The following is a 21,316-nucleotide window of genomic DNA, read 5'->3' as shown; positions in this document are numbered from 1 at the left end:
GAAGCCCCCCGCGCCGCACGCGCCGTGCTGCCGGGGCTGGACATGCCCGAACCGAAGCAGGCCGCCAGGCCGCGCGCCCTGCTTGCCGCAAGGACGGAACCGGTGGCCCACCCGCTGCTGACCACCCTGCGCGACCTGGATACCGATCACCTGACGCCCATGGGGGCGCTGCAACTGCTCAACGAATGGAAACTGCTCTGGGGAGGCCCAGCCCATGCCGAAGATACCGTTCCCGACCAGCCCCCGGCAGCACCGGGAGACGACCGTGACTGACGCATCCACCCTGACAGGCGCATCCGCCCCTCGTACGGTCCGTGGCCGCCGCATGGCCGCCGTGGTCACCCTGTGCGTGGTGCTGGCCCTTGGGGCCGCGTGCGGCAAAAAGATCATGCCCGTGCCGCAGGACCACCGCGAACTGTTCCAGTGGCGCAGCACCACGGCCACGACCACGCCCAACGGCTGCATCGCCGCACGGGGCGAGGTGCAGGGCAACGTGGACAACCTGGCTTCGGTGATCCTTGAAATCCAGCCGATAGACGGCAGTGCGGACAGTTGCGCCGGGTGCCCCTTCCAGGCCACGGCACGCCAGGAATTCTGGCCAGAAAAACAGATCGGCCCGCAGGGCACCGCCATCGTGGACGTTACCATGTGCCCCGACCGCAAGGCCCCGGCCTATCGTTGGCGCATGGTGGGCGTGAACGTGCTGACCCGCTTCGCGCATGCCCTTGGCAAGGTGCAGACGCTGGTGGTGGATCCCAACGCCCCCGGCTTAGACCTGCCGGTGGAAGACTCCCGCCCCCAGCAACAGACCGAGATCGTGATTCCGTAACGGCGCGGGAAACCAGACCCGGCCCGGCATGGCGCCCGTTGAGACGCCGGATGACGCCCGTTCAGACGCCTGTTGACGCCGGATGACTATCGGCGTCCGCCCTCTGGACTACGGTTACCACACCGGCCAACCCGGCAGCGGCAGCCCGACCACCAACCTGACCCGTCAGGAGGAACGCATGCACCACTTCCAGTACCGCAACGGCGAACTGTACGCCGAAGACGTGTCGGTGCGCGAACTGGCCAGTCGCTACGGCACCCCACTGTACGTCTATTCGGCGGCCACCCTGCGCCGCCATTTCCAAGCCTTCGACAGCGCGTTCACCGGCGTCGGCCACCTGACCTGCTATTCGGTCAAGGCCAATTCCAACGTGCACCTGCTGCGCCTGCTGGCAGAGATGGGGGCGGGCATGGACATCGTGTCCGGCGGCGAACTGCACCGCGCGCTTGCCTCCGGGGTGCCCGGCCAGCGCATCGTGTACAGCGGGGTCGGCAAGCAGGACGATGAAATCCGCGCCGCACTGGAGGCGGACATCCTGCTGTTCAACGTCGAGTCGGTGCAGGAACTGGAGCGCATCAACGCCGTGGCCGGGCAGATGGGCCGCACCGCGCGCATCGGCGTGCGCATCAATCCGGACGTGGACCCCAAGACCCACCCGTACATCTCCACGGGCATGCGCAACAACAAGTTCGGGCTGGACATGGAACAGGCCCAGGCGGCCTACCTGCTGGCCCGCGACCTGCCCAACGTACAGCCCGTGGGCATCGACTGCCACATCGGCTCGCAGCTCACCACCCTTGCGCCGTTCCTCGAGGCGCTGGACCGGGTGCTGGACTTCCACGAACGGCTGCGCGACCTGGGGCTTGCCATCACCCATCTGGATCTTGGCGGCGGGCTCGGCATCACCTACGGAGAAGAGACCCCGCCCCACCCCAAGGAATTTGGCGAGGCCGTGTCCGAACGGCTGCGCGGACGCGGGCTGTCGCTGATCCTGGAGCCGGGCAGGGTCATTGCGGGCAACGCGGGCATTCTGGTGGGCCGGGTTATCTACACCAAGTCCACGCCCAGCAAGAACTTCATCATCGCGGACGCGGCCATGAACGACCTTGTCCGCCCCTCACTGTACCAGTCGTACCACCGCATCGCGGAGGTGCAGCCCGCCGGGCGCGACGAGATCACCGCCGACGTGGTGGGTCCCATTTGCGAATCGGGCGATTTTCTGGCGCGCGACCGCATTCTGCCGGGCATGCAGCAGGGCGATCTTCTGGCGGTGTTCTCCGCCGGGGCATACGGCTTTTCCATGAGCTCCAACTACAACTCGCGCCCCCGCGCAGCCGAGGTGCTGGTGGACGGGGCAACGGCGCGGTGCATCCGCAAGCGTGAAACCCTGGCCGATCTCGTGGCCCCGGAACTGCACGCAGAAGAGTGACAACCCGGGCGCACAGCCTTGCGCCAGTGCGCCCACCCGGGCATGCAAACGCCATCAAGGGGTCCCGCAGGACCCCTTTTACATTGCCAATGTGGGCGCTATTCCCGCCAAAAATCTAATATAAAAGAGAAAACAATAGCTGCGCCCGTCCATCAAATTTTTGCTTGTAGCGCAAATTTTTGCTTGCACTCGGCGCGGAATATTGTTTATAAAAGTGAACAAGACGACCGGAAAAGCCTCTCGTCGCCAGCGCACCACGGGCGGCAGAAGCCGCCAGCACAGGACACCACCATGCCGGATGCCTTCGACACCTTCTTCGCCCGGGTCATGCAGGGCACGGACATCACCACGCAGCAGGCACTTGCCCGCGTGCTGGGGGTGAACCGCAGCGCCATCACCCAGGCCAAGAACCGCGATGCCATCCCCCAGAAGTGGATTCTGCGGCTCTCGCGGGTCTTCGGCCTGTCCCCCGACTGGCTGGAATACGGGCGCGGTACCCCCCGCCCTGCCCCACTGGCGCAAGCCCTCGCGGCAGCGGCACACGGGGCGGTGAGCGCCCCTTCGCAGACCGTTACCGGGCACGCCCGGCCAGCCGGGACCGTTCCCGGTCGCGCGGCAACATTGCGCCCGGGCATGACTGGCACGCACCACGTGGACCTGCCTTCCGCCGTGCACATGGTGCCCAAGGTCCGCGCCCGGCTGAGCGCCGGCGGCGGCTCGTTCGAGGTGCAGGCCATGCCCGTGGGCGGGCAGCCTTTCGCGCATGCCTGGCTGGCCCGCAAGGGCACCCCTTCGGCCATGGTGCTCATGGATGTGGTTGGGGACAGCATGGAACCGGAAATCCGCGATGGCGACACCGTGCTGGTGGATCGCGCCACAGAAGATCTGCGCTACGGCCAGGTCTACGCCGTGGGGCTGGAAGATGCCGTGCTGGTCAAGCGCGTCATGCGCACCCCGGACGGCCTTGCCCTTGTCAGCGACAACCCCGCGTATTCGCCCATTCGCGTGCGTGGCGATGAACTGGAACAGTTCCGCGTCATAGGCCGGGTGGTCTGGCTGTGCCGTGAACTGGGGTAACCCCTTTTTTATCCGGCATGTTCACTTTTATAAACACGACAACCGGCGACATGCCTCACCACAGTCACAAGGAGACCGTCATGCAACAGCGTTTCTGCACCTGCGGCCATCAGCTCTGGGTTCTGTACAGTTCCATCGAGCGCAAGTTCCGCACCATGTTCTTTGCCGGTACCTGTTTCAGCGGCAAGCGCGTGGACATCTGCCCCTGCTGCGGCGCCCCCCTCGACATCAACCGCCTGAACTAGGACGGTCCGTTGCGTCTCTTGCCGCGGCTCCACTCTGCGCCAGCCCGTCCCGACATCCCGGAACCACCGGACGCGGCCCGTCGCCACACCTCGCGGCGGGCCGCCGGGACACCTGCACCTTGCCCTTGTGCGTAGCCGCCCCCAGCCATCCCCACCGTATCCCCCTTCAGGTGCAGGGCCAGCCAGCATTGACCCGGCCCCGACGTCGGGTGATAGTTGTTCACAATCGTTGACGTCGTGCGCATACCGTGCGTTATCTCCACGCGGTCAACTCCACGGGCATTCGTCGCCCCATGGTCGTTCGCTTTATGCCTGGCAACACCTTCTCCTTCGCATCCAGCGCAGCAGGCGAACCGCCTGCACGCTCCACGCCGTGCCCTTGCACAACGCGGCAGCGCAAATCCGTGCCGACAATGTTTCCTGTCGGCACCCGCGCCCACGTGCTGCGTGCCTGTCTGGTCGTGTTGACCATTTGCGCCGTGTTGAGCAACAGCGTTGCGTGTCCGCGTCCCGCCAGTGCCCTTACCCTGCTCACCGAAGACCTTCCCCCCTTCAATTTCGTTCAGGACACCGCACCACGCGGCCCCGGCGTGGATATCGTCATGGAAGTCCTGCGCCGCAACGGGTTTGCTCTGTCTTCAGAAGACATCCGGGTACTGCCATGGCCCAGGGCCTATCACCTGGCCCGGAACACCCCGGATGCACTGCTGTTCTGCACCGCCCGCACGCGTGAACGCGAAAAGCAGTTCAAATGGGTGGGCCCGATCATGCGGGTGACCGTGGGTACCGTGGTGCGCAAGGACAGCCGCCTGTCACCCCGCCAATGGCGCGACCTGCAAGGTCTGCGCGTAGGCACGGTGCGCAATACCGTAGGGGAACAACTGCTGATCGAGCAGGGGGTGCCCTCCGCCATGCTGCACGCCGCCACCACCCCGGGCGACGCAGTGCGCATGCTGGCCGCCGGAAGAGTGGACGTGTTGGCCTTCAACATCCACTCCACCCTGTACATGATGGAACAGGGCAACATCGACAGCGCAAAATACGCCGTCTCCATGGTGCTCCAGAAGCTGGATCTGTACATGGCGTTCAACCCCGACGTTGACGACGCCCTGCTGCACCGCCTGCAATCCACCCTGGATGCCATGCGCTGCAATGGCGGCAGCCCCGGCACCAGCGATTTTTCCCGCATGGTGCAGCCCTATACCCCGTATTTCCCGACCGGCTCGTTTCCGGAAGAACGCAACTGCCCCCGTAGCGGCGCGGTCGAGCGCTGACCCTCCCGCCCGCTCCCGCAATCCGTTCACGGCCGCTTCCGGCTACACCTCCCGCCACCTCCTGACACGGATGTAGCCGTTCCGGGTGGCGCGACTCCGCCGTGCATTCCTTCCTGCATAGCCTGTTCCGAGCGCCGGAAACGCGAAAAGGCCCCGAAAGGGGCCTTTTCCGCTCGCCTGCGCGATACTCCTGTGGTGCCGAGGAAGGGACTCGAACCCTTACGGGATTTCTCCCACTACCCCCTCAAGATAGCGTGTCTACCAATTCCACCACCTCGGCACGGGGTTGGCGCAAGGCGCGCCGAAACTTGCACTGCTAGTTGGGCTTCTGTTCGGCCGGGGCTGCGGGGGCAGGGACGGCAGGGGCCGCCGGAGCGGGCTGCACGTCTTCCAGCTTCACGTCCAGGATGGTCGAATCGTCCGACTTGCGGCTGCTGGTGAGCACGTTGTACGACAGCGACGTGATGATGAACAGGACCGCCAGAAACGCGGTCAGCTTGGCAAGCATGCCGCCGGCGCCAGTGCTGCCGAACAGCGAGGTGTTGCCGCCGCCGAAGATCACGCCCATGCCTTCCTTGCCGGATTGCAGCAGCACCAGCACGATCAGGGCAAGACACGCGACCACATGCAGGGTCAGGATCAGGGTCTGCACCGTACTCTCCTTGTGAAAACTCCGCGCCGGGGCACGGCTTACGCCAGAATGATGCGACTGAACGAGTCAGCCTGCAAAGAAGCGCCTCCTACCAAGACACCGTCCACATTGTCAAGGGCAATGATTTCACGGGCGTTCTCGGGCTTGACGCTGCCACCGTACAGAATGCGCACCGCGTTGCCCGGCTGCCCATAGCGGGCCACCAGCAACTGGCGCACCAGAGCATGGGCCTCGACGATTTCCGGCGGCCCGGCCACCTTGCCGGTGCCGATGGCCCACACCGGTTCGTAGGCCAGGGCAATGGCATTGGGCACGGCATCCCCCTTCACCCCGGCAAGGCCGGTGGCCAACTGGCGCTCCAGCACCTCACCCAGACGGCCTGCCTCGCGTTCCTCAATGGTCTCGCCGATGCACAGCACCACCTTGAGCCCGGCGTTGATGCTGAACGCGGTCTTGGCGCCCACCAGTTCATCGCTTTCACCGATGATGTGGCGACGCTCGGAATGGCCGGTGAGCACCCAGGCACAGCCGCAGTCCATGAGCATGCCCGGCGAAATTTCCCCGGTGTAGGCGCCTTCCGCCGCAGGGTACACGTCTTGCCCGCCGACGGAATACCCGGCGGCATGGCGCAGCGCGTCGGCCACGGGCGACAGCGCGGTGAACTGCGGAAAGAGCACCACCTCGCGGTCGTCCGGCAGCGAGTCCGCCGTCAACGCCGCCAGCGAGGCGGCGGTGGTCCGCGCTTCACCGGCGGTCTTGTACATCTTCCAGTTGGCGGCCATGAGCTTCTTCATGCGGGTCTCCGGACGGTGTTGCGTGAAAGGTGAACGATGGCGGACGGATGTGCCCATTCGAAATATCGTGCCCGGACGGTATGCCGTCCGAAATGTCCTGCCCGTCGGGCCCCGCGCCAGGTGTCGCGCCCAATGCCCGCGCCAGAATGCAGGAAGCCCGCAGGCTCAGGCTTCGCCGGAATCTGCGCCTGCCCCGTCCGGCTCGGCGCCAAGCCCGCCTGCCGGGGCGGCGCAATCCGGGTCGCGGCAAGCCCAGCCCGCAAGGTCGCATTCGTAGATGATGGCATCTTCGCCGGTATCGCCGTAGTAGTGCGGCCGCACGCCCGCGCGGGTGAACCCCAGCCCTTCGTACAGGCCGATGGCCGGGGCGTTGCCGGTGCGGACCTCAAGCACGGCCCTATGTATGCCCATTTTGGCACCCACTTGCAACAGGATGGCCAGCAGGCGGCGGCCCAGCCCCCGCCGTCGCTGGTCGGGGTGCACGGCCACGTTGAGTATTTCCAGTTCACCCGCCAGGTGGTACACGGCCACGTACGCCACCAGCCGCCCCGCATCGCGCAGGCCGAACACCGAAAAGACCTTGCGCTCGAAGGCGAGATGAAACTGCTCTTCGCTCCACGGGGTGGAAAAGCACTGGCGCTCCAGTTCGGCCACTTCAACGATGTCGCCGGAGCCCAGGCGGAAGAACTCTGCCCTAGGGCCGCGCTGGCCCCCGCCGGACCCGGAACAGACAGGAGACTGCATGGGCAAACGCCCTCCTTCACATGCTGCGGACGAAGCGGTCGACACCCGCCGTCCCTTGCCCGCCGCCAAGGGCGGGCGCGCCAAACCGCGCAGCCGGACGGCCCCGCGCCGAAGCGTCAAGGGCAAACCGGGGCACCAGGACGACGCGGCCCCTGCCGATGGCGTGGAATGCCTGGAAATCACCGACGAGCGTGACCGGCCCCTGATGGTCATGCCCATTGCCCAGGCCCGCCGCCAGCCGTTGCGTCACAGGGTGGTGCTGGTCATGCTGTACGACGTCGAGGGCCGCATCTACCTGCAAAAGCGTGCCGCGAACAAGCACCTGTACCCTGGCCGCTGGGATCTTTCGGCCACCGGGCACGTGCTGGCCGGAGAATCGCGCGAGGACGCCGCCCTGCGCGAACTGCGCGAGGAGTTGGGCATCGCCGCGGGCCGCCTGATACGCCGGGCCGAAATTCCCGCCACGGAGGCAACGGGCTACGCACACATCACCCTGTTTGCGGCCGGGCCCGTGGGCGAAGCGCCGCAGCCCAATCCGGACGAGGTGGCCGACGGCATGTTCGTGGATGCCGACGAACTTGATGCACTGCTTGAACACTTCCGGGAGATGCTGACGCCCGCACTGGTCTGGGCCACGGAACGCGGCGACGTGTTCCGCGACATTCCCTGCCCGGTTCATGCCGATGAGCCGGAACTGTCCGAACAGTCCTGAAGCCCTGAACTGCCCGGAATCGGCCTGAATCGGCCTGCGCCAGACCCGACCGCCCCGAACTGGCCTGGGCTGGCCTAGGCTGGCCTACAGCGCCAGCACCGCGCGCATGGCTTCGTGCACCCGGCCATTGCTGGCCAGAATGCCCTCGTTGGTGAAATCGTACGGCGCACCGTCGAATCCGGTCACGCACCCGCCCGCCTCTTCCACCAGCAGCCAGCCCGCCGCCGTGTCCCACGGTTTCAGGTCCGCCTCGTAGAAGGCGTCGAACCGACCGGATGCGACGAAGGCAAGGTCGATGGCCGCCGCACCGCAGCGGCGCACCCCGCGCGTGGTCACCAGTGCCTTGCGCAACCGCGCAAGCACCGTGTCCACGTCCTCGCTGATGGTGTAGGGAAAGCCGGTGGCCACGACAGCCTGTTCCAGCGGCTCGCGGTCGGAAACGCGCAACGGTTCGCCGTTGCAGAACGCCCCGCCGCCCCGTACCGCCCAGAAGCACTCGCCCAGCACGGGCGCATTGACGACGCCCAGCACCACCCGCCCTTCGTGCCACAACCCCACGGAGGTGGCCACGAAGGGCAGCGAATGGGCGAAGTTGGTGGTGCCGTCGATGGGGTCGATGATCCAACAGATGCCCTGGGGCGTGCGCGAGGTTGCGCTTTCCTCGGCCATGAAGGTGGCACCGGGCACCACGTCCTTCAAGCGGTCCTTGAGAAATGCTTCCACCGCAAGGTCGGTTTCAGTCACCAGGTCGATGCGCCCCTTGAGCCGGATGTTGCGCGGCTTGCGCCAGTGGTCCATGACCAGAGCGCCGCTTTCGCGGATGATCTCCAGAATGCGCGGCAACTGCGCTGCAAGGGGGGCTGCAAAGGGGGAAGCGGCAAGGCCGGAAGGAACTGGGGAAAACGTGGAGGGCATGATGGCTCGTTGCGGGCGGGGGGGACCTGACCCGGAATTGCGGCGCACCAGCACGTTTGCGGGCCTGCGGGGCCGCACCTTGGCGAGAGGTGACCCGGCCCGCTGCCCGCCACAGGGCGGCGCCTAGTTGATGTACACGCGGCGGTAGAACTTCCCGTCGTCCAGCGTGCGGCCCGTGCCGCGCACCACGGTGGTCAGCGGGTCGTCGTCGATGATGACCTTCAGGCGCGTCTCTCGCGAGACCAGCGCCCCAAGGCCCTTCAGCAGCGCGCCGCCGCCAGCCAGCAACACGCCGTTGCTGGCGATGTCGGCGGAAAGTTCCGGCGGGGTCTTTTCCAGTGCCTTGCGGATGGCCATGACGATGATGCGCACCGGCTCCTGCAGGGCCTCGCGCACGTGACCGTCGGTGACGCGCACCACCTTGGGGGTGCCACTCACCATGTCCTTGCCGGACACCTCTACCATCAGCTGTTCCGGCAGGGGAAAGGCGGAACCGATGGCCATCTTGATGCGCTCGGCGGTGTTCTCGCCGATGAGCAACTGGAATTCTTCCTTGAAGTAGCGCTGCACCGCCTGGTTCATGGCGTCACCCGCCACCCGCACCGATTCCGCGTAGGCGATGGCGGACAGGGTGATCACCGCCACCTCGGTGGTGCCGCCGCCGATGTCCACCACCATGTTGCCCAACGGCTCGTGGATGGGCAGATTGGCTCCGATGGCCGCGGCCATGGGCTCCTCCACCAGGCGCACGTCGCGCGCGCCAGCCTGGTGGGCCGATTCGATGACCGCGCGCTTTTCCACCTGGGTGATGCCCGTGGGCACGCAGATGACGATGCCCGGCTTGACCAGCGAAAAACCGCTGATGACCTTGCGGATGAAGAAGGCGATCATCTGCCGCGTCACCTCGAAGTCGGCGATGACGCCGTCCTTCATGGGGCGGATGGCACGAATGCGCTTGGGGGTGCGGCCAAGGAATTCCTTGGCCTCGCGCCCCACCGCGAGCACGGTGTTACGGTCGGTTTCCAGGGCGACCACCGAAGGCTCGTTCAGCACGATGCCCTCGGCACGGGTGTACAGCAGCGTGTTGGCCGTACCCAGATCCATGGCAAGGTCCTTGCCCAGGAAGCCGAACAGTCTGCGCAGCATCTAGTGGCTCTCGCGGTTGCGGTGTCGGTCGACGATGCCCTGCGGCGGTGTCAGTCGTCGGTGTCGCTATCGGGGCGGTCGTGCGGAGCGGGCGCAGGCACGCGACGTTCCAGCCGGGCCTTGGGCAGCAGTTCGCGCAGCCTGCTCTTCAGGTACAGGTTCTCAAGGAACAGGGCCAGATGGTCCACCGACATGCGGGTGAAGGCGCGCAGGTCGTCGGGGATGTCGCGCGGATCGCCGTGGCCCAGGCACAGCACCCCGCGCGTGACCTTGTTGATCATCAGCGGCAGACACATGACGGAGCGGAAAGCGGGCATGTGCGCCCCCTTGCCGAACAACGGCGCCATGGGGGCGCCGTCGGTGCCTTCGGTGTACACCGGGGCATCGTTGCGGAACACCCAGCCCACGATTCCGTTGCCGATGGGGTACATGGGCGCGTCGCCCTTGCCCAGCAGCAGTTGGTGGCTTTCGCCTTCCAAAATGTAGTTCTGCCCGTCGCCGTCGCGGGCGGCAAACAGCGCGTGGTCGAAGCCGGTGGCCTCGGCCATCAGGCGCAGGAATTCGGCCAGGAATTGCTGCCAGCGGCTGATGCGCCCGCGCAGTTCGCTGATCACCTGCAACGCCGCATAGTAGCGGGTCAGACTGGCCTGTCCGGCCCCCTGGCAGACCACGCCCTCGACCCCGGAGATGAGGTCGGCGAACAGTTGCAGGATCTTCTGGTCCTTGTCGGAAAAGGAATATTGCCGCTTGCTGTCGATGCACAGCGCGCCGCCGCCCGGTACGGGGCAGCCCATGAAGGCCTTGATGGTGGCCTCCTCGTTGCTGCGGTAGTAGCCAAGGTGGCTCTGGCGCTGGTCGAAGTTGTTGACCAGCAGCGGCTCGCGGTTGCGGATGATCCAGCCCACCAGCCCGCGCCCCGGGGCGATGGCCGTGCCGGTGTCCACCATGTCGCCCAGGCTGAAGCTGGCGGCAAGGCGGTGCAACTGGCTGTCGCGGTCCAGCGCGGCGGTGGCTGCCGCCGTGGCGGCGCCTGCCGAAAGGTCGGCACCTTCGGCGCTGGTTCCGTCCGGCAGAAAGAGCACGGCGGAATACGCGTCGAATACGCTGCAAATGATGGCAAGAATACGTTCGTGGCAACGTTGGCTGTTCATATCCGATTCCTCTCCGGCCCCGTGCGGTGGCCGGAGTTCATGGCGTATGGCGCGCGGCCCTGCCGTTGTACGCAGGGAGGCCGCCGTTGGAAGAACGAAGGCGGACAACAGCCTATCCCCGTGCGGTGCCGCCCGCAAGGGGCGGACAGCGTCTGACGAACGGGAAGGAGACACCTTGCAGCCAGCCGGACGACCGGACCGCGAGGCGACGGATTCCCCCTATTGCAGCCCCACCCTATTCCAGTACGGTCCGCTTGCAGCCCACGTTTGCAGCCAGCCATGAGCCAAGCCAAAGGCCAAGCCCGCCAGATGCAGCCGGACACGTGACAGCCGGACTGGTGCCGGGCCGGGGCGCCGCGTGCGTTGCCGCACTGCGGCAATGCCGCTGGGGCCCACTGCTCCGTTTCAACCGGTGCTTTAACAAAGCCGGGCAGGTTCCCGCAACAGCCGCGCGCCCGCCATGGCCCCGCGCGCTGCGGCACCCGTGGCGCGTGGATACCACGAAACCCTTGTGGCTGAACCTTTACCCGTCACATTATGGTAGAATTTTTTTAGAAAAAAAAATAGGCTTGGATATCGCAAAGGGGCAACTGCAATCCGCCTCGCCATGCCGGAGGGGAATGGCGAAGCGCCACGGGCATCAGGACGGCGCATGAAGATCACTCTGAAAAACGCCTTCAGCAAGGGAGAGTTCATCTACCGGGAGGACGGCCTGCTGTCCGAACCGGTGGAGCTTACGTCGCTTGCCGCGCTGAAGCGCTTTCTCGACGTGGTGCACGTCAAGCAATGCCTGTTGCGCCCCTTTTTCGAGCACGCCGACTACCCGCTGGTGGAATCGCGCGAGCTGCTGCCCTCGTTCGAAGCCGACCTGTGGGAATACAAGCACCTGCCCGGCTTCAGCATGGCGGCCTTCGAGCGGCCCCTCAACTACTTCCAGGAAGTCTTCCAGTTCGACATCCTGCACCCGGTGCTGGATACGGCCAGCGTGGCCGAAGGCGCCTCGTGCCCGCTGGAATCGCAGGTCATCGCCCGCAACGTGCAGGCCATGCAGACCCGCCTGCCCAAGGCCTTTCAGGAATCCTTCCGCCAGCGCTTCGGGCGGTTCGACACCTCCGTGCTCGACTACTACCCCGCGCTGATGCCCTTTCTGCTGGCCATGGACCGCGCCCAGGTCTTCGCGCTGGACAGCTTCGGCCATTTCCACCTGGGGGGCGTGTACGCCTCGTTCCCGTCCGACCTCGACAGCGAGATCAAGCGCTTCGGCATGCGCATCGGCAAGTTCGACGTGGGCGACAACGAGATGTACGAACGCAACCGGCTGTTCGTGTACCAGTACCTGATGGAGCTGTACGGCTTTCCCATCGTGTCCGAGCGGCGCACCTCCAGCGCGCTGTTCGCGCGGCGGCTGCACAAGATGGGCGAACGTTTCATGATTCGCGTGCTGGGGCAGTCTGACCGCACCATCACCACCATGATCGGCGAGGGCGATTCGCGCCCCTACCCCCGCGTGGAAAAGCTGGCCTTGGTGCGCGTGGACGCCGACCAGGAAGAGGCCCTGCGCGCCATCGACGAGGCGGGCTACTTCCTGGACCGCGAACGGCGGGTGGTCATCCTGCGGGTGTCCTACCGGCAGCACAAGTTCAACCCGGACAACGTGCGGCAGGACCGCGCCCTGTCCGTGGAATCGCAGGAAGTCATTCATCCCGTTACAGGGCAGGTGCTGAGCGACCTGAACATCATCAAGGACGCCAGCAACATGTTCCTGCGCCTGAACGACATAACCCGCGGCGAATACACGGGCAGGATCATCTTCAAGCGCAACGAGATCGTCGAAAATACCGATACGGACGAAAAGCGCCTGAAGTTCCTGTACGCGTGGCTGTCCAAGCACCAGCGGCGCATCATCGGCTACAGCGACGAATTCTTCGCCAACGTCATCAAGGTGCTGGACAACTACCTGCTCTCGCCGGACAACTACGAGGCCTTCGGGCACCTGCACGACCTCTACCAGGAGGTCTGGGCCAAATACAGCTACATCCAGCAGGCCCGCAAGGTGCGCTACCTCGAGGACATTCAGGACCGCGAGTACCGGGGCGAGCGCATCGGCTACCGGCGCATGCTGGCGGAAGCGGTGCAGTTGCTGCACGGGCTGAAGTTCGAAATCGTCAGCTATTTCGACACGCTGGTATCCAGCGTCATCGCCATCGGCGAAAACATGCTCAACGACCGCTACCTGCTGCGCACCTACATCGAAAAGCGCGACGACGAACTGACCACTGGCGGCCTTGAAATCAAGCGTAACTACGGCAAGCTCGTATCATTGGTGGACGAGTTCCGGGCCATCCAGCGCACCCGCAAGGTTGCCGCGTAGCGGGCCGCCGCTTGTGCGCGGTATCGCCGTTCGCGCGTGGCGGGCTGTGTGCGCCACCAGCCTCTTTCGCAGCCCCGCGCGCTGCGCCGTTGCGCATGCCCGACCGCAGCCCCCAACTGTCCGCAGATTGTTGCGGCGCCCGTTGCGACAACCGTCACGCCAGCTGCCACCTCGCCCATCGTGTCCGCCTCCACAGGTCGCCAGCCGGTTGCCGCAAATCCCTTCTCGCGCTATTTCTGGCGCGCGCCGCACGGCGCACCGAATTTTCGCGCCGGACGCAAGACCGCCTTGCCCCGGCGCAGCGCGCCCCCATACCACATGACCGCGCCAACCCCCAACGGAGACACGAAGGAGCACCCCTTGTCGGACCTGCTGCAAACCCCGCTTTCCGCGTGGCACCGGGCCGCCGGGGCCAAGATGGCCCCCTTTGCCGGGTGGGACATGCCCATCCAGTACCCCACCGGCATCATCGCCGAGCACGTGCAGACGCGTGAATCCGCCGCCCTGTTCGACATCTGCCACATGGGCGAATTCACCCTGCGCGGCCCCGGCGCGCGCGATGCGCTGTCCCGCGCCGTCAGCCACAACCTGGAAACGCTGAAGCCCGGCCGCTGCCGCTACGGTTTTCTGCTGAACGAGGCGGGTGGCATCCTGGACGACCTCATCGTGTACTGCATCGCCGAGGACGACTACATGCTGGTGGTCAACGGCGCCTGCACGGAAAGCGATTTCGCCGCCCTGCGCTCGCGCCTGCCTGCCGCCCTGCCCTTCGAGGACATCTCGGCCCGCACCGCCAAGCTGGACCTGCAAGGCCCCAAGTCGTTCGACGTTCTGGAAGCGGTGCTGGGCGAAAGCTTCCGCGACCTGCCCTATTTCGGCTTCCGTTCCGTGGTCTTCGGCGGCGCGTCGCTGCTGGTCAGTCGGACTGGGTATACCGGCGAACTGGGCGTGGAACTGTACCTGCCCTGGGACAAGGCCGAGGCCCTGTGGACCGCCCTGCTGGCCGACGAGCGCGTGAAGCCCGCGGGCCTTGGCGCGCGTGACACCCTGCGCCTGGAAGTGGGCCTGCCCCTGTACGGCCACGACCTGGACGATACCCACACTCCGGCGGAAGCGGGCTACGGCTCCATGCTGACCAACCCCGCCGACTACGTGGGCAAGGGCGCGGACCGCGAAGTGCGCGAACCGCTGGTGGCGCTGTCCATCCCCGGTCGTCGCAGCGCCCGCCACGGCGACGTGGTGGCCCTGCCCGATGGCACCGTTGCGGGCGTGGTGACCAGCGGGTCGTTCTGCCCCTCGCTGGGCTACGCCGTGGCGCTGGCCCGCGTTGCCGTTGCCCATGCCGAGGCCCCGACCTTCGTGGTCAAGGCCGCCAAGGTGGAACTGGAAGCCACCCGCGTGGCGCTGCCGTTTTATACGCAGGGGACTGCGCGGACTAAACTCGTCTAAAGGGAAAAGCGGGGGCGCTGCCCCCGTCCCCCCGCAAGGGGGCAGTCGCCCCCTTGACCCCTTTTTCAGGTCCGGTCCACACTTCGTGCGGGCCGGACCTGTGGTCACAACCACCCGCCCTCCACATTCCCTTTATCCGTCACCCCGGAGCCACACCATGCGCACCTTCTTCCTGCCGCCCGAACGCTGGGCCGAACCGTACCAGCTCGAAGGGCAGGAGGCCCGCCATCTGGTCAAGGTGGTGCGGGTGCGCGCGGGCGATTCGGTGCGCCTGCTGGATGGCCGGGGGCGCGAGGGCGAATTCCGGGTCACGGACACGGAAAAGGCCCTGGTGCGCCTTGCGCCGGTGTCGATCACCGAGCACCCGGCCCCGGCATCGCAGGCGGTGCTGGCCATCGGCTGGGGCAAGGAAGTGCGCCGGGGCTGGCTGATGGAAAAGGCGGTGGAACTGGAGGCGGGCGGCATCTGGCTGTGGCAGGCGGAGCGCAGCCAGTCGCGCGTGCCCGAGGAAACCCGCGAGTCGTGGCACGCCCAGATGGAGGCCGGGGCCAAGCAGAGCCGCAACCCGTGGCTGCCGGAACTGCGCACCCTGCCCGGTGGCGTGGCCGAACTGGCCGAGGCCAGCCGCGATTTCGCCAAGCGGTTCATCCTGTGGGAAGGCGACACCGGCGGCGTGCTGCTGGGCGCCGGAGATTTGGGCCAGCCGGGCCGCACCCTGTTCGTGGTGGGGCCGGAGGGCGGCTTTTCCGACCGCGAAGTATCGGCCCTGCTGGATTCCGGCATGCAGGCCGTCAGCCTTGGCAATCGGGTGCTGCGCTGGGAAACGGCAGCCATGCTCTGCCTGGGACTGCACTGGTGGGCCCGGCAGGGACGGTAGCCCGCGGCCTGTCGTTGCAGTGGATGCGAACGGCACCAGCCATGGCTTCGGTCCCGGCTTTCAGACATGCCGCCAACGCATCTGGCCCGAGTACTCTGGTCGAACACATCTGGCCAGACGCACCCGGCGGCTCCGAACGCCCGCATCAACGTCCCAAGCCGCGCGCCCATCTTTTCCTTGCACGGCGGGCCTGATACACAGGACCGAAGCCGCAGACCGGCCCGACCTACATTTCCGGAGACCATGACGTGACGCTGAAGCAGCCCCTGCCGGAACGCATCCGCCCCAGCACCCTCGACGGCTTCGTGGGCCAGACCCACCTTACGCCGCGCATTGCCGCGCTGCTGAACGCAGAACGGCTGCCCAGCCTGCTGCTGTTCGGCCCGCCGGGGTGCGGCAAGTCCACGCTGGCCCTGCTGCTGGCCAACGCCCACGGCACCAAGGTGCTGCGCCTCAGCGCGCCAGAAGCCGGGTTGCAGCAACTGCGGCGTTCACTGTCCGGGGTGGACGTGCTGGTGCTGGACGAGTTGCACCGCTTCTCCAAGGCCCAGCAGGACTTCTTTCTGCCCATCCTGGAAAGCGGCGAAATCACCATGATCGCCACCACCACCGAGAATCCGTCCTTCAGCGTGACCCGCCAGCTACTGTCGCGGCTGCACGTCATGCGCCTGCGCCCGCTGGGCCGCGAGGAACTGATGGAACTGGGCAGGCGCGGCGGTGCGGCGCAGGAAGCCCCCCTGACTGACGACGTGCTGGACTTCCTGTCCGGCATGGCCCACGGCGATGCCCGCGCCATGCTGAACCTGGTGGAATACGTGGCCGGGTTGCCCGCCGAAAACCGGGGGCTGGACGGTGTGCGCGCCGCCATGCCGGAAATCGTCAGCCGTCACGACAAGGACGGCGACAGCCACTACGAACTGGCTTCCGCGCTCATCAAGTCCATACGCGGCAGCGACCCGGATGCGGCACTGTACTACCTGGCCTGCCTGCTGGAAGGCGGTGAGGACCCGCGCTTCGTCTGCCGCAGGCTGATTCTTTCCGCATCAGAGGACGTGGGCCTGGCCGACCCGCAGGCCCTGCCGCTGGCCGTTGCCTGCCAGCAGGCCGTGGAATTCGTGGGCATGCCGGAAGGGTTCATCCCCATGGCCCAGACGGTGGTGCACCTGGCCCTGGCCCGCAAGAGCAATTCCAGCTATGCCGCCTACCTCAACGCCGCGCGAGAGATAAAGCTGAACGGGCCGAAGCCCGTGCCCATGCACCTGCGCAACGCCGCCACCAAGCTGCAAAAGGACTGGGGGTACGGCAAGGGCTACAAGTACCCCCACAACTACCCGGACGGCTGGATAGAGCAGGACTACCTGCCCGACGGCCTGACGGAACGCCGCTTCTACCAGCCCAAGGAACACGGTGACGAGCAGCGCCTGACCAACTGGTGGCGCAGGCTGGCCCGCCAGCGCAAGCCGCGCACCGAGTAGTGGCCACGCAGAAAAGATACGGACGCACCGCCCCTGCAGCATCACGACACGCCAAGCCCGCCGGAACCACCCATGCCCGAAACCGCGCCGCAATATTCCATCATCACTCCCAGCCGGGGCGACCGCCCCGTGGCCTTGGGGCTGGCCATCGACAGCGTGCGCATTGCCATGGAACGGGCCGGGCTGGCCCCCGGCGACGTGGAAATGCTGATCGGCTTCGACGGGGTGAAAGGCGAACGGGTGCGCCCCGATGCCTTCGTACGCTGGTTCGACTTCCGGCCCGACAAGGACTACGGCAACGCCATCCGCAACGGGCTGCTGCGGGCCGCGCGCGGCAGGCGCATCCTGTTCCTGGACGACGACAACTCGCTGACGCCGGAAGCCTTCATCATATATGAGGCATACCCGGACGTTGACCTGCTCATCGCGCGCATCGACGTAAGCCTGGCGCACAAGGCCGCCTACCTGCCGGTGATCGAGGAAGGGCGCGATCCGGTGTGGCAGAGCAACATTGATCCGCTGTGTCTGTGCATGACCCGCGAGCTTGCCGTGGTGCGTTGCGAAGGCTGGCAGGGTCGCAGCTACGAGGCGGATTACCGCAACATGCTGCGCTACTACCGCCGCGCCCGTAGCGTGCGGTTCACCGACCGCACCGTGGGCATCTACGATTCCGGGCGAGGTCTGGACGAAGGCGGCCTGAATTTCCGACAAGTGAAGAAGGAACAGGAGAACGCCGCGCCCTGACGAGAAGTCGAAGCAACCTATTTCTTGCGTCGGCTCCATCTGCCTCATCGCCTCCGCCGGTTCATCTCCACAAGGGTATTTTCCTTTCACTGCCGCCGGGATATACGGCGGTGCAACGCACTTCTCCCGCTCCAGTTCATGCCGCAGCCGTGCGACCTACGCCCGGCAAGACCGCAAAGGGATACGCCACATGACCGACGCCGCCCCCCCCACTCCCGACATGCCCGTGCCTGACATGCCCGTGCCGTTCACCGGCGATGCATACACCACCCCTGCCGATGCGGCCGGACCCATTGCCCGGCTGTTCCCCACGCTGGCCTACTATCCGATGATGGCTGGCATCGTGCGCCGCGCGGCGGCGGCCGCCCTGCGCGGGGAGTACCCTGCCTCGGCGTGGGTGGGCAGCAGCATCGAGGTGGTCCATGCCCTGGAACGCACCGGGGTGCGACTGCTCATAGAGGGAATGGAGCACTTCACGAGCCTGGAAGGCCCGTGCGTGTTCGTGGGCAACCACATGAGCACGCTGGAAACCTTCGTGCTGCCTTCCATCATCCAACCGCACAAGAACGTGACCTTCGTGGTCAAGCAGAGCCTGGCCGACTACCCCGTGTTCAAGCATGTGCTGCGCACGCGCGACCCCATCACCGTGGGCCGCGTGAATCCCCGCGACGACCTGGCCGCCGTGCTGGAAGGCGGCGAAGAACGCCTGAAGCGCGGCATTTCCGTCATCATCTTTCCGCAGGCCACCCGCAGCGACACACTGGACCCCAAAACGTTCAACTCCATCGGAGTCAAGCTTGCGCGCCGTGCTGGCGTGCCCGTGGTGCCGCTGGCCTTGAAGACCGATGCCTGGGGCACCGGCTGGCCCATCAAGGATTTTGGCCCCATCCGCCCCCAGCGCACGGTGCACTTCCGCTTTGCCCCGCCGCTTGCCGTTTCCGGCAATGGCAAGGATGCGCAGGCGAGCGTGTATGCCTTCATCGAAGGCTGCCTTGCCGAATGGCGCAATGAAATTCGCGCCATTTCATCTTGACAGGGCTTGAGGTGTTGACACCCACCCGAGTGGGTACTATAGTTCTCTTGCACTGATTGATTACCCAGTCAGCTTAGGGCGCGATCTGCACCATCCACCCTCCGGTATGCACCTACCGGCCAAGCTTTCCTGGTATCAGTACACTCCTCTCCGAGGCGGCTCCCTTTTACGGGAGCCGCCTTGTTTGTTTGACCAGTCAACAGCGGCATCCAGTGTCCGCACCTCCTTCGGGCTCACGCAAGACGCTAATCTTAGCGCCGCTATCTTCAGGCATGGCGTTGCCGCTGCCCCCGGTTGGCTCACCCCAACATCCTTGACGTGTCATCGTTGCGATGCTACTTGCTGATTGCTTGGCCAAACAAACCGGTCCGACGCACTCCGCCTGCCTCCTTCACGCTTTCCTGGACAGGTTCGTCGGTTCCCTCGGTGCGCAAGGTGAGCAACGGAACACTCCTCACGAGACGGCCCCATTGTGGGGCCGTCTTCGTTTTTGCGCCACCCCGCCGTCAGAGCACAACAATCCATATTGGATTGATCAACCATTCAAACGCACGTGTTACTACCGCGCATGGCAATGCAACATTTCCGAGGAATCTAGTTGACAAAACCCGCATCAACATTTTCACTGTGCGCACAGGCGGCGTTGACTGCCCCATGCATGTGAGCTACACAGGTGCAGCCCTTCGCGGCCCCTCGCCGGGCCAACAGCGAAGGCTCAAGTGTTCCCGGTGTTCCGTCGGGTGCGGGTCCGACGGTTCTTATGCGGCTCCACGACGAGCATCCGCATGATCGGATGCGGAGCCCCTGTATACACACCTCAAGCACTACCACGGGCCGTTGATATGAGCATCTCGAAGAAAGAAGCGTTGCTTCATGCGGCAAAAGAGCTTTTCGGTGAGTACGGCTATGCCGACACCACCTTCAAGAAGATTTCCGAACGTGCCGGAGTGGCCTTGGGGCTGCTGACGCACCATTACGGCAACAAGGAAAAATTGTTCCTTGCCGCAGGCATCGACGTGCTTGAACAGTTCCTTGGCGTGCTGCGCGATGCGTCCGCCCGGGGCAAGAACGGGTACGAGTCGGTCATCAACTTCTGCACCGCCTACCTCGACTTCTCCATCGACAAGACCTCCAACTGGCTGGTGCTTGTGCGGTGCTCGCCCTACAGCGACATGAAGACCAAGACCGACCGCGACCTGATGTACGAAAAGTTCAACCAGGTCCCCCGCGAATTGGAAAACCAACTGCGCCGCGGCATCGAGGATGGCTCCATCCGCCAGTTGCCGGTGCACGAAACGGCGCAGGTGATCATTTCGATGATGGTCGGCGCCAACCGTACCCGCCTGCTGACCCCCTATGCCCCGCCGAACCTGTACGAAGAAGCCATCCGCTTCATTTCGCGCAGCATCGCCCCGTAGGTCTCCGCCATTCCCCGCATCGAAACAGAGCCGCCCCGCAAGGGGCGGTTTTTTCGTGGCACGAAAAAGGGCCGAAACCCGCATGGGTTCGGCCCGCTGGTAGCGATATGGTGAGCGGATGGTTCAGTGCGGGCGCCACCCCGCCGGAAAAACACAAAGACGAAATCAGCCGAAGGTGACCAGCAGCGGAATGACGTGCAGCGTGCGCGACATCTCGCGGGTGGGCAGCAGGCGCCATTGCAGCGCGCCTTCGGCCTTGTTCAGGGCGTCGGCAATCTTGGCCACCACGCCGGGCAGGTCGATTACGGGGTGCCGCTCGAAAACCTGCGGAAGACCGTAGGTAAGATTGCAGGCCAGACAGTGGCCGGGACGCTGGGTGAGCTGGAACGAAAACTCCAGCCCGTTGGCCTGCTCGCCCTCGAAGGCCAGGGCGATATCGTAGGCGCCGTCTTCCGCGTCGCCATACAGGGCGTCGAAAAAGGCGTCCGCCCGCTCTGGCGGAAACATGGTGGCAAGCCGTTGGGGGGTGAAGATGCGTTCGCTGCTGGTGGTGGGCATCGCTGTTATCCCTTTTCGCGGCAGTGGCTGGCGGCGCTGAACCGATGCCCCGTCAGGGCGCGGCGTGCCTTCCGGACCGGATGGAGACACAGCGCCCATGGAGCGGAAACCCGTCCCGGCACCAAGGCCCGGACGGCGGAACCCCTTGCCATTGGCGGAGTTCGCGGACAATCTGGCTAGCATGCACAGGGCGGCGAAGCAAGCCCCTTACAGGGTCAAAGGGGCTGATGGTGCACGGCGCAATCCCCCATCCCTGGCCATATTCCTGCCGACCCGGCATAACCGGGCCGCCCCCTACCCCATCCGGCGCAGCATGTCGGCGACGTCCACGGGCAGGATCACGGGCTGGCGGACCACTCTGCCCAGGGCCAATGCCCCGGCCAGTTCGCGCGGCGCGGCCAGCCCCGGCGCATCGCGCAGGCC

The 21,316-nt window shown here is 65.7% G+C and carries 21 protein-coding genes and 1 tRNA gene; 14 read left to right on the top strand and 8 right to left on the bottom strand.

The window, feature by feature from the left end; genetic code table 11:
• From FVW27_RS07575 to FVW27_RS07550, 6 genes are all read left to right on the top strand, one after another.
• Positions 1 to 273: hypothetical protein (locus tag FVW27_RS07575; RefSeq protein WP_167124029.1), on the top strand; the 273-nt coding region annotated here is incomplete at its 5' end.
• Positions 266 to 829, top strand: coding sequence for a hypothetical protein (locus tag FVW27_RS07570; RefSeq protein ID WP_341806105.1), 564 nt, complete (start codon positions 266 to 268; stop codon positions 827 to 829). The genes FVW27_RS07575 and FVW27_RS07570, both read left to right, overlap by 8 nt.
• A 178-nt stretch (positions 830 to 1,007) precedes the next feature.
• The gene (lysA, locus tag FVW27_RS07565; protein WP_167124039.1) at positions 1,008 to 2,258 is read left to right on the top strand and encodes a diaminopimelate decarboxylase; all 1,251 of its coding nucleotides are present in this window, start codon (positions 1,008 to 1,010) and stop codon (positions 2,256 to 2,258) included.
• A gap of 291 nt (positions 2,259 to 2,549) precedes the next feature.
• On the top strand, positions 2,550 to 3,335 hold the full coding sequence (locus FVW27_RS07560) for a LexA family transcriptional regulator (protein WP_167124027.1): 786 nt from the start codon (positions 2,550 to 2,552) through the stop codon (positions 3,333 to 3,335).
• An 80-nt stretch (positions 3,336 to 3,415) separates the two neighbouring features.
• A complete protein-coding gene (locus FVW27_RS07555; RefSeq protein ID WP_012611502.1) occupies positions 3,416 to 3,580 on the top strand; it encodes a hypothetical protein in 165 nt (54 codons plus the stop codon).
• Between the two features lie 413 nt (positions 3,581 to 3,993).
• On the top strand, positions 3,994 to 4,854 hold the full coding sequence (locus FVW27_RS07550; RefSeq protein ID WP_243838282.1) for a substrate-binding periplasmic protein: 861 nt from the start codon (positions 3,994 to 3,996) through the stop codon (positions 4,852 to 4,854).
• A gap of 193 nt (positions 4,855 to 5,047) precedes the next feature.
• On the opposite strand, the gene FVW27_RS07545 is transcribed toward FVW27_RS07550, so the two are convergent.
• From FVW27_RS07545 to rimI, 4 genes are all read right to left on the bottom strand, one after another.
• Positions 5,048 to 5,134, bottom strand: a tRNA-Leu gene (locus FVW27_RS07545).
• Between the two features lie 36 nt (positions 5,135 to 5,170).
• Positions 5,171 to 5,506 carry a preprotein translocase subunit SecG gene (secG, locus tag FVW27_RS07540; RefSeq protein WP_167124025.1) on the bottom strand — a complete coding sequence of 112 codons (336 nt, stop codon included), beginning with the start codon at positions 5,504 to 5,506 and terminating at the stop codon, positions 5,171 to 5,173.
• 38 nt (positions 5,507 to 5,544) lie between these two features.
• Complete coding sequence (gene tpiA / locus FVW27_RS07535; protein ID WP_167124024.1) at positions 5,545 to 6,300, bottom strand: triose-phosphate isomerase; 756 nt, start codon at positions 6,298 to 6,300, stop codon at positions 5,545 to 5,547.
• A 165-nt stretch (positions 6,301 to 6,465) separates the two neighbouring features.
• The gene (gene rimI / locus FVW27_RS07530; RefSeq protein WP_167124022.1) at positions 6,466 to 7,044 is read right to left on the bottom strand and encodes a ribosomal protein S18-alanine N-acetyltransferase; all 579 of its coding nucleotides are present in this window, start codon (positions 7,042 to 7,044) and stop codon (positions 6,466 to 6,468) included.
• Here rimI and FVW27_RS07525 point away from each other — a divergent pair.
• Positions 7,043 to 7,756 (top strand): NUDIX hydrolase, encoded by a 714-nt coding sequence (locus tag FVW27_RS07525; RefSeq protein WP_208294682.1) that lies wholly within the window; start codon positions 7,043 to 7,045, stop codon positions 7,754 to 7,756. The two genes, rimI and FVW27_RS07525, sit on opposite strands and share 2 nt — an antisense overlap.
• A gap of 84 nt (positions 7,757 to 7,840) precedes the next feature.
• Here FVW27_RS07525 and FVW27_RS07520 read toward each other — a convergent pair whose 3' ends face one another.
• The 3 genes from FVW27_RS07520 to FVW27_RS07510 form a co-directional block, all read right to left on the bottom strand.
• A complete protein-coding gene (locus tag FVW27_RS07520) occupies positions 7,841 to 8,671 on the bottom strand; it encodes an inositol monophosphatase family protein (RefSeq protein WP_243838280.1) in 831 nt (276 codons plus the stop codon).
• A 123-nt stretch (positions 8,672 to 8,794) separates the two neighbouring features.
• Entirely contained in the window at positions 8,795 to 9,817 is a 1,023-nt protein-coding gene (gene mreB, locus FVW27_RS07515) for a rod shape-determining protein (protein WP_012611495.1), read from the bottom strand.
• A gap of 50 nt (positions 9,818 to 9,867) precedes the next feature.
• Complete coding sequence (locus tag FVW27_RS07510) at positions 9,868 to 10,968, bottom strand: GAF domain-containing protein (RefSeq protein WP_167124020.1); 1,101 nt, start codon at positions 10,966 to 10,968, stop codon at positions 9,868 to 9,870.
• Positions 10,969 to 11,620: 652 nt separating this feature from the next.
• Here FVW27_RS07510 and FVW27_RS07505 point away from each other — a divergent pair.
• The 7 genes from FVW27_RS07505 (at position 11,621) to FVW27_RS07475 (ending at position 20,335) form a co-directional block, all read left to right on the top strand.
• Entirely contained in the window at positions 11,621 to 13,339 is a 1,719-nt protein-coding gene (locus FVW27_RS07505) for a hypothetical protein (RefSeq protein WP_167124018.1), read from the top strand.
• Between the two features lie 360 nt (positions 13,340 to 13,699).
• Positions 13,700 to 14,788, top strand: a complete 1,089-nt coding sequence (gene gcvT / locus FVW27_RS07500) for a glycine cleavage system aminomethyltransferase GcvT (protein ID WP_208294681.1) — start codon at positions 13,700 to 13,702, stop codon at positions 14,786 to 14,788.
• A 157-nt stretch (positions 14,789 to 14,945) separates the two neighbouring features.
• A complete protein-coding gene (locus FVW27_RS07495) occupies positions 14,946 to 15,665 on the top strand; it encodes a 16S rRNA (uracil(1498)-N(3))-methyltransferase (protein WP_167124014.1) in 720 nt (239 codons plus the stop codon).
• Between the two features lie 248 nt (positions 15,666 to 15,913).
• Positions 15,914 to 17,140, top strand: coding sequence for an AAA family ATPase (locus tag FVW27_RS07490; RefSeq protein ID WP_167124012.1), 1,227 nt, complete (start codon positions 15,914 to 15,916; stop codon positions 17,138 to 17,140).
• 72 nt (positions 17,141 to 17,212) lie between these two features.
• Positions 17,213 to 17,884 carry a glycosyl transferase family 2 gene (locus FVW27_RS07485; RefSeq protein ID WP_167124010.1) on the top strand — a complete coding sequence of 224 codons (672 nt, stop codon included), beginning with the start codon at positions 17,213 to 17,215 and terminating at the stop codon, positions 17,882 to 17,884.
• Positions 17,885 to 18,074: 190 nt separating this feature from the next.
• A complete protein-coding gene (locus FVW27_RS07480) occupies positions 18,075 to 18,917 on the top strand; it encodes a lysophospholipid acyltransferase family protein (protein ID WP_208294680.1) in 843 nt (280 codons plus the stop codon).
• 842 nt (positions 18,918 to 19,759) lie between these two features.
• Complete coding sequence (locus tag FVW27_RS07475) at positions 19,760 to 20,335, top strand: TetR/AcrR family transcriptional regulator (RefSeq protein WP_167124008.1); 576 nt, start codon at positions 19,760 to 19,762, stop codon at positions 20,333 to 20,335.
• 165 nt (positions 20,336 to 20,500) lie between these two features.
• Here FVW27_RS07475 and FVW27_RS07470 read toward each other — a convergent pair whose 3' ends face one another.
• Positions 20,501 to 20,893: a pancreas/duodenum homeobox protein 1 gene (locus FVW27_RS07470; RefSeq protein WP_167124006.1), complete on the bottom strand. Its 393-nt coding sequence runs from the start codon at positions 20,891 to 20,893 to the stop codon at positions 20,501 to 20,503.
• Between the last annotated feature and the right edge of the window lie 423 nt (positions 20,894 to 21,316).

It is taken from the genome of Nitratidesulfovibrio liaohensis, assembly GCF_011682075.1.
Classification (GTDB): domain Bacteria; phylum Desulfobacterota; class Desulfovibrionia; order Desulfovibrionales; family Desulfovibrionaceae; genus Cupidesulfovibrio; species Cupidesulfovibrio liaohensis.
The sequence above is the reverse complement of the archived record's forward strand: the minus strand, read 5'-3'. Positions and strand labels throughout refer to the sequence as shown.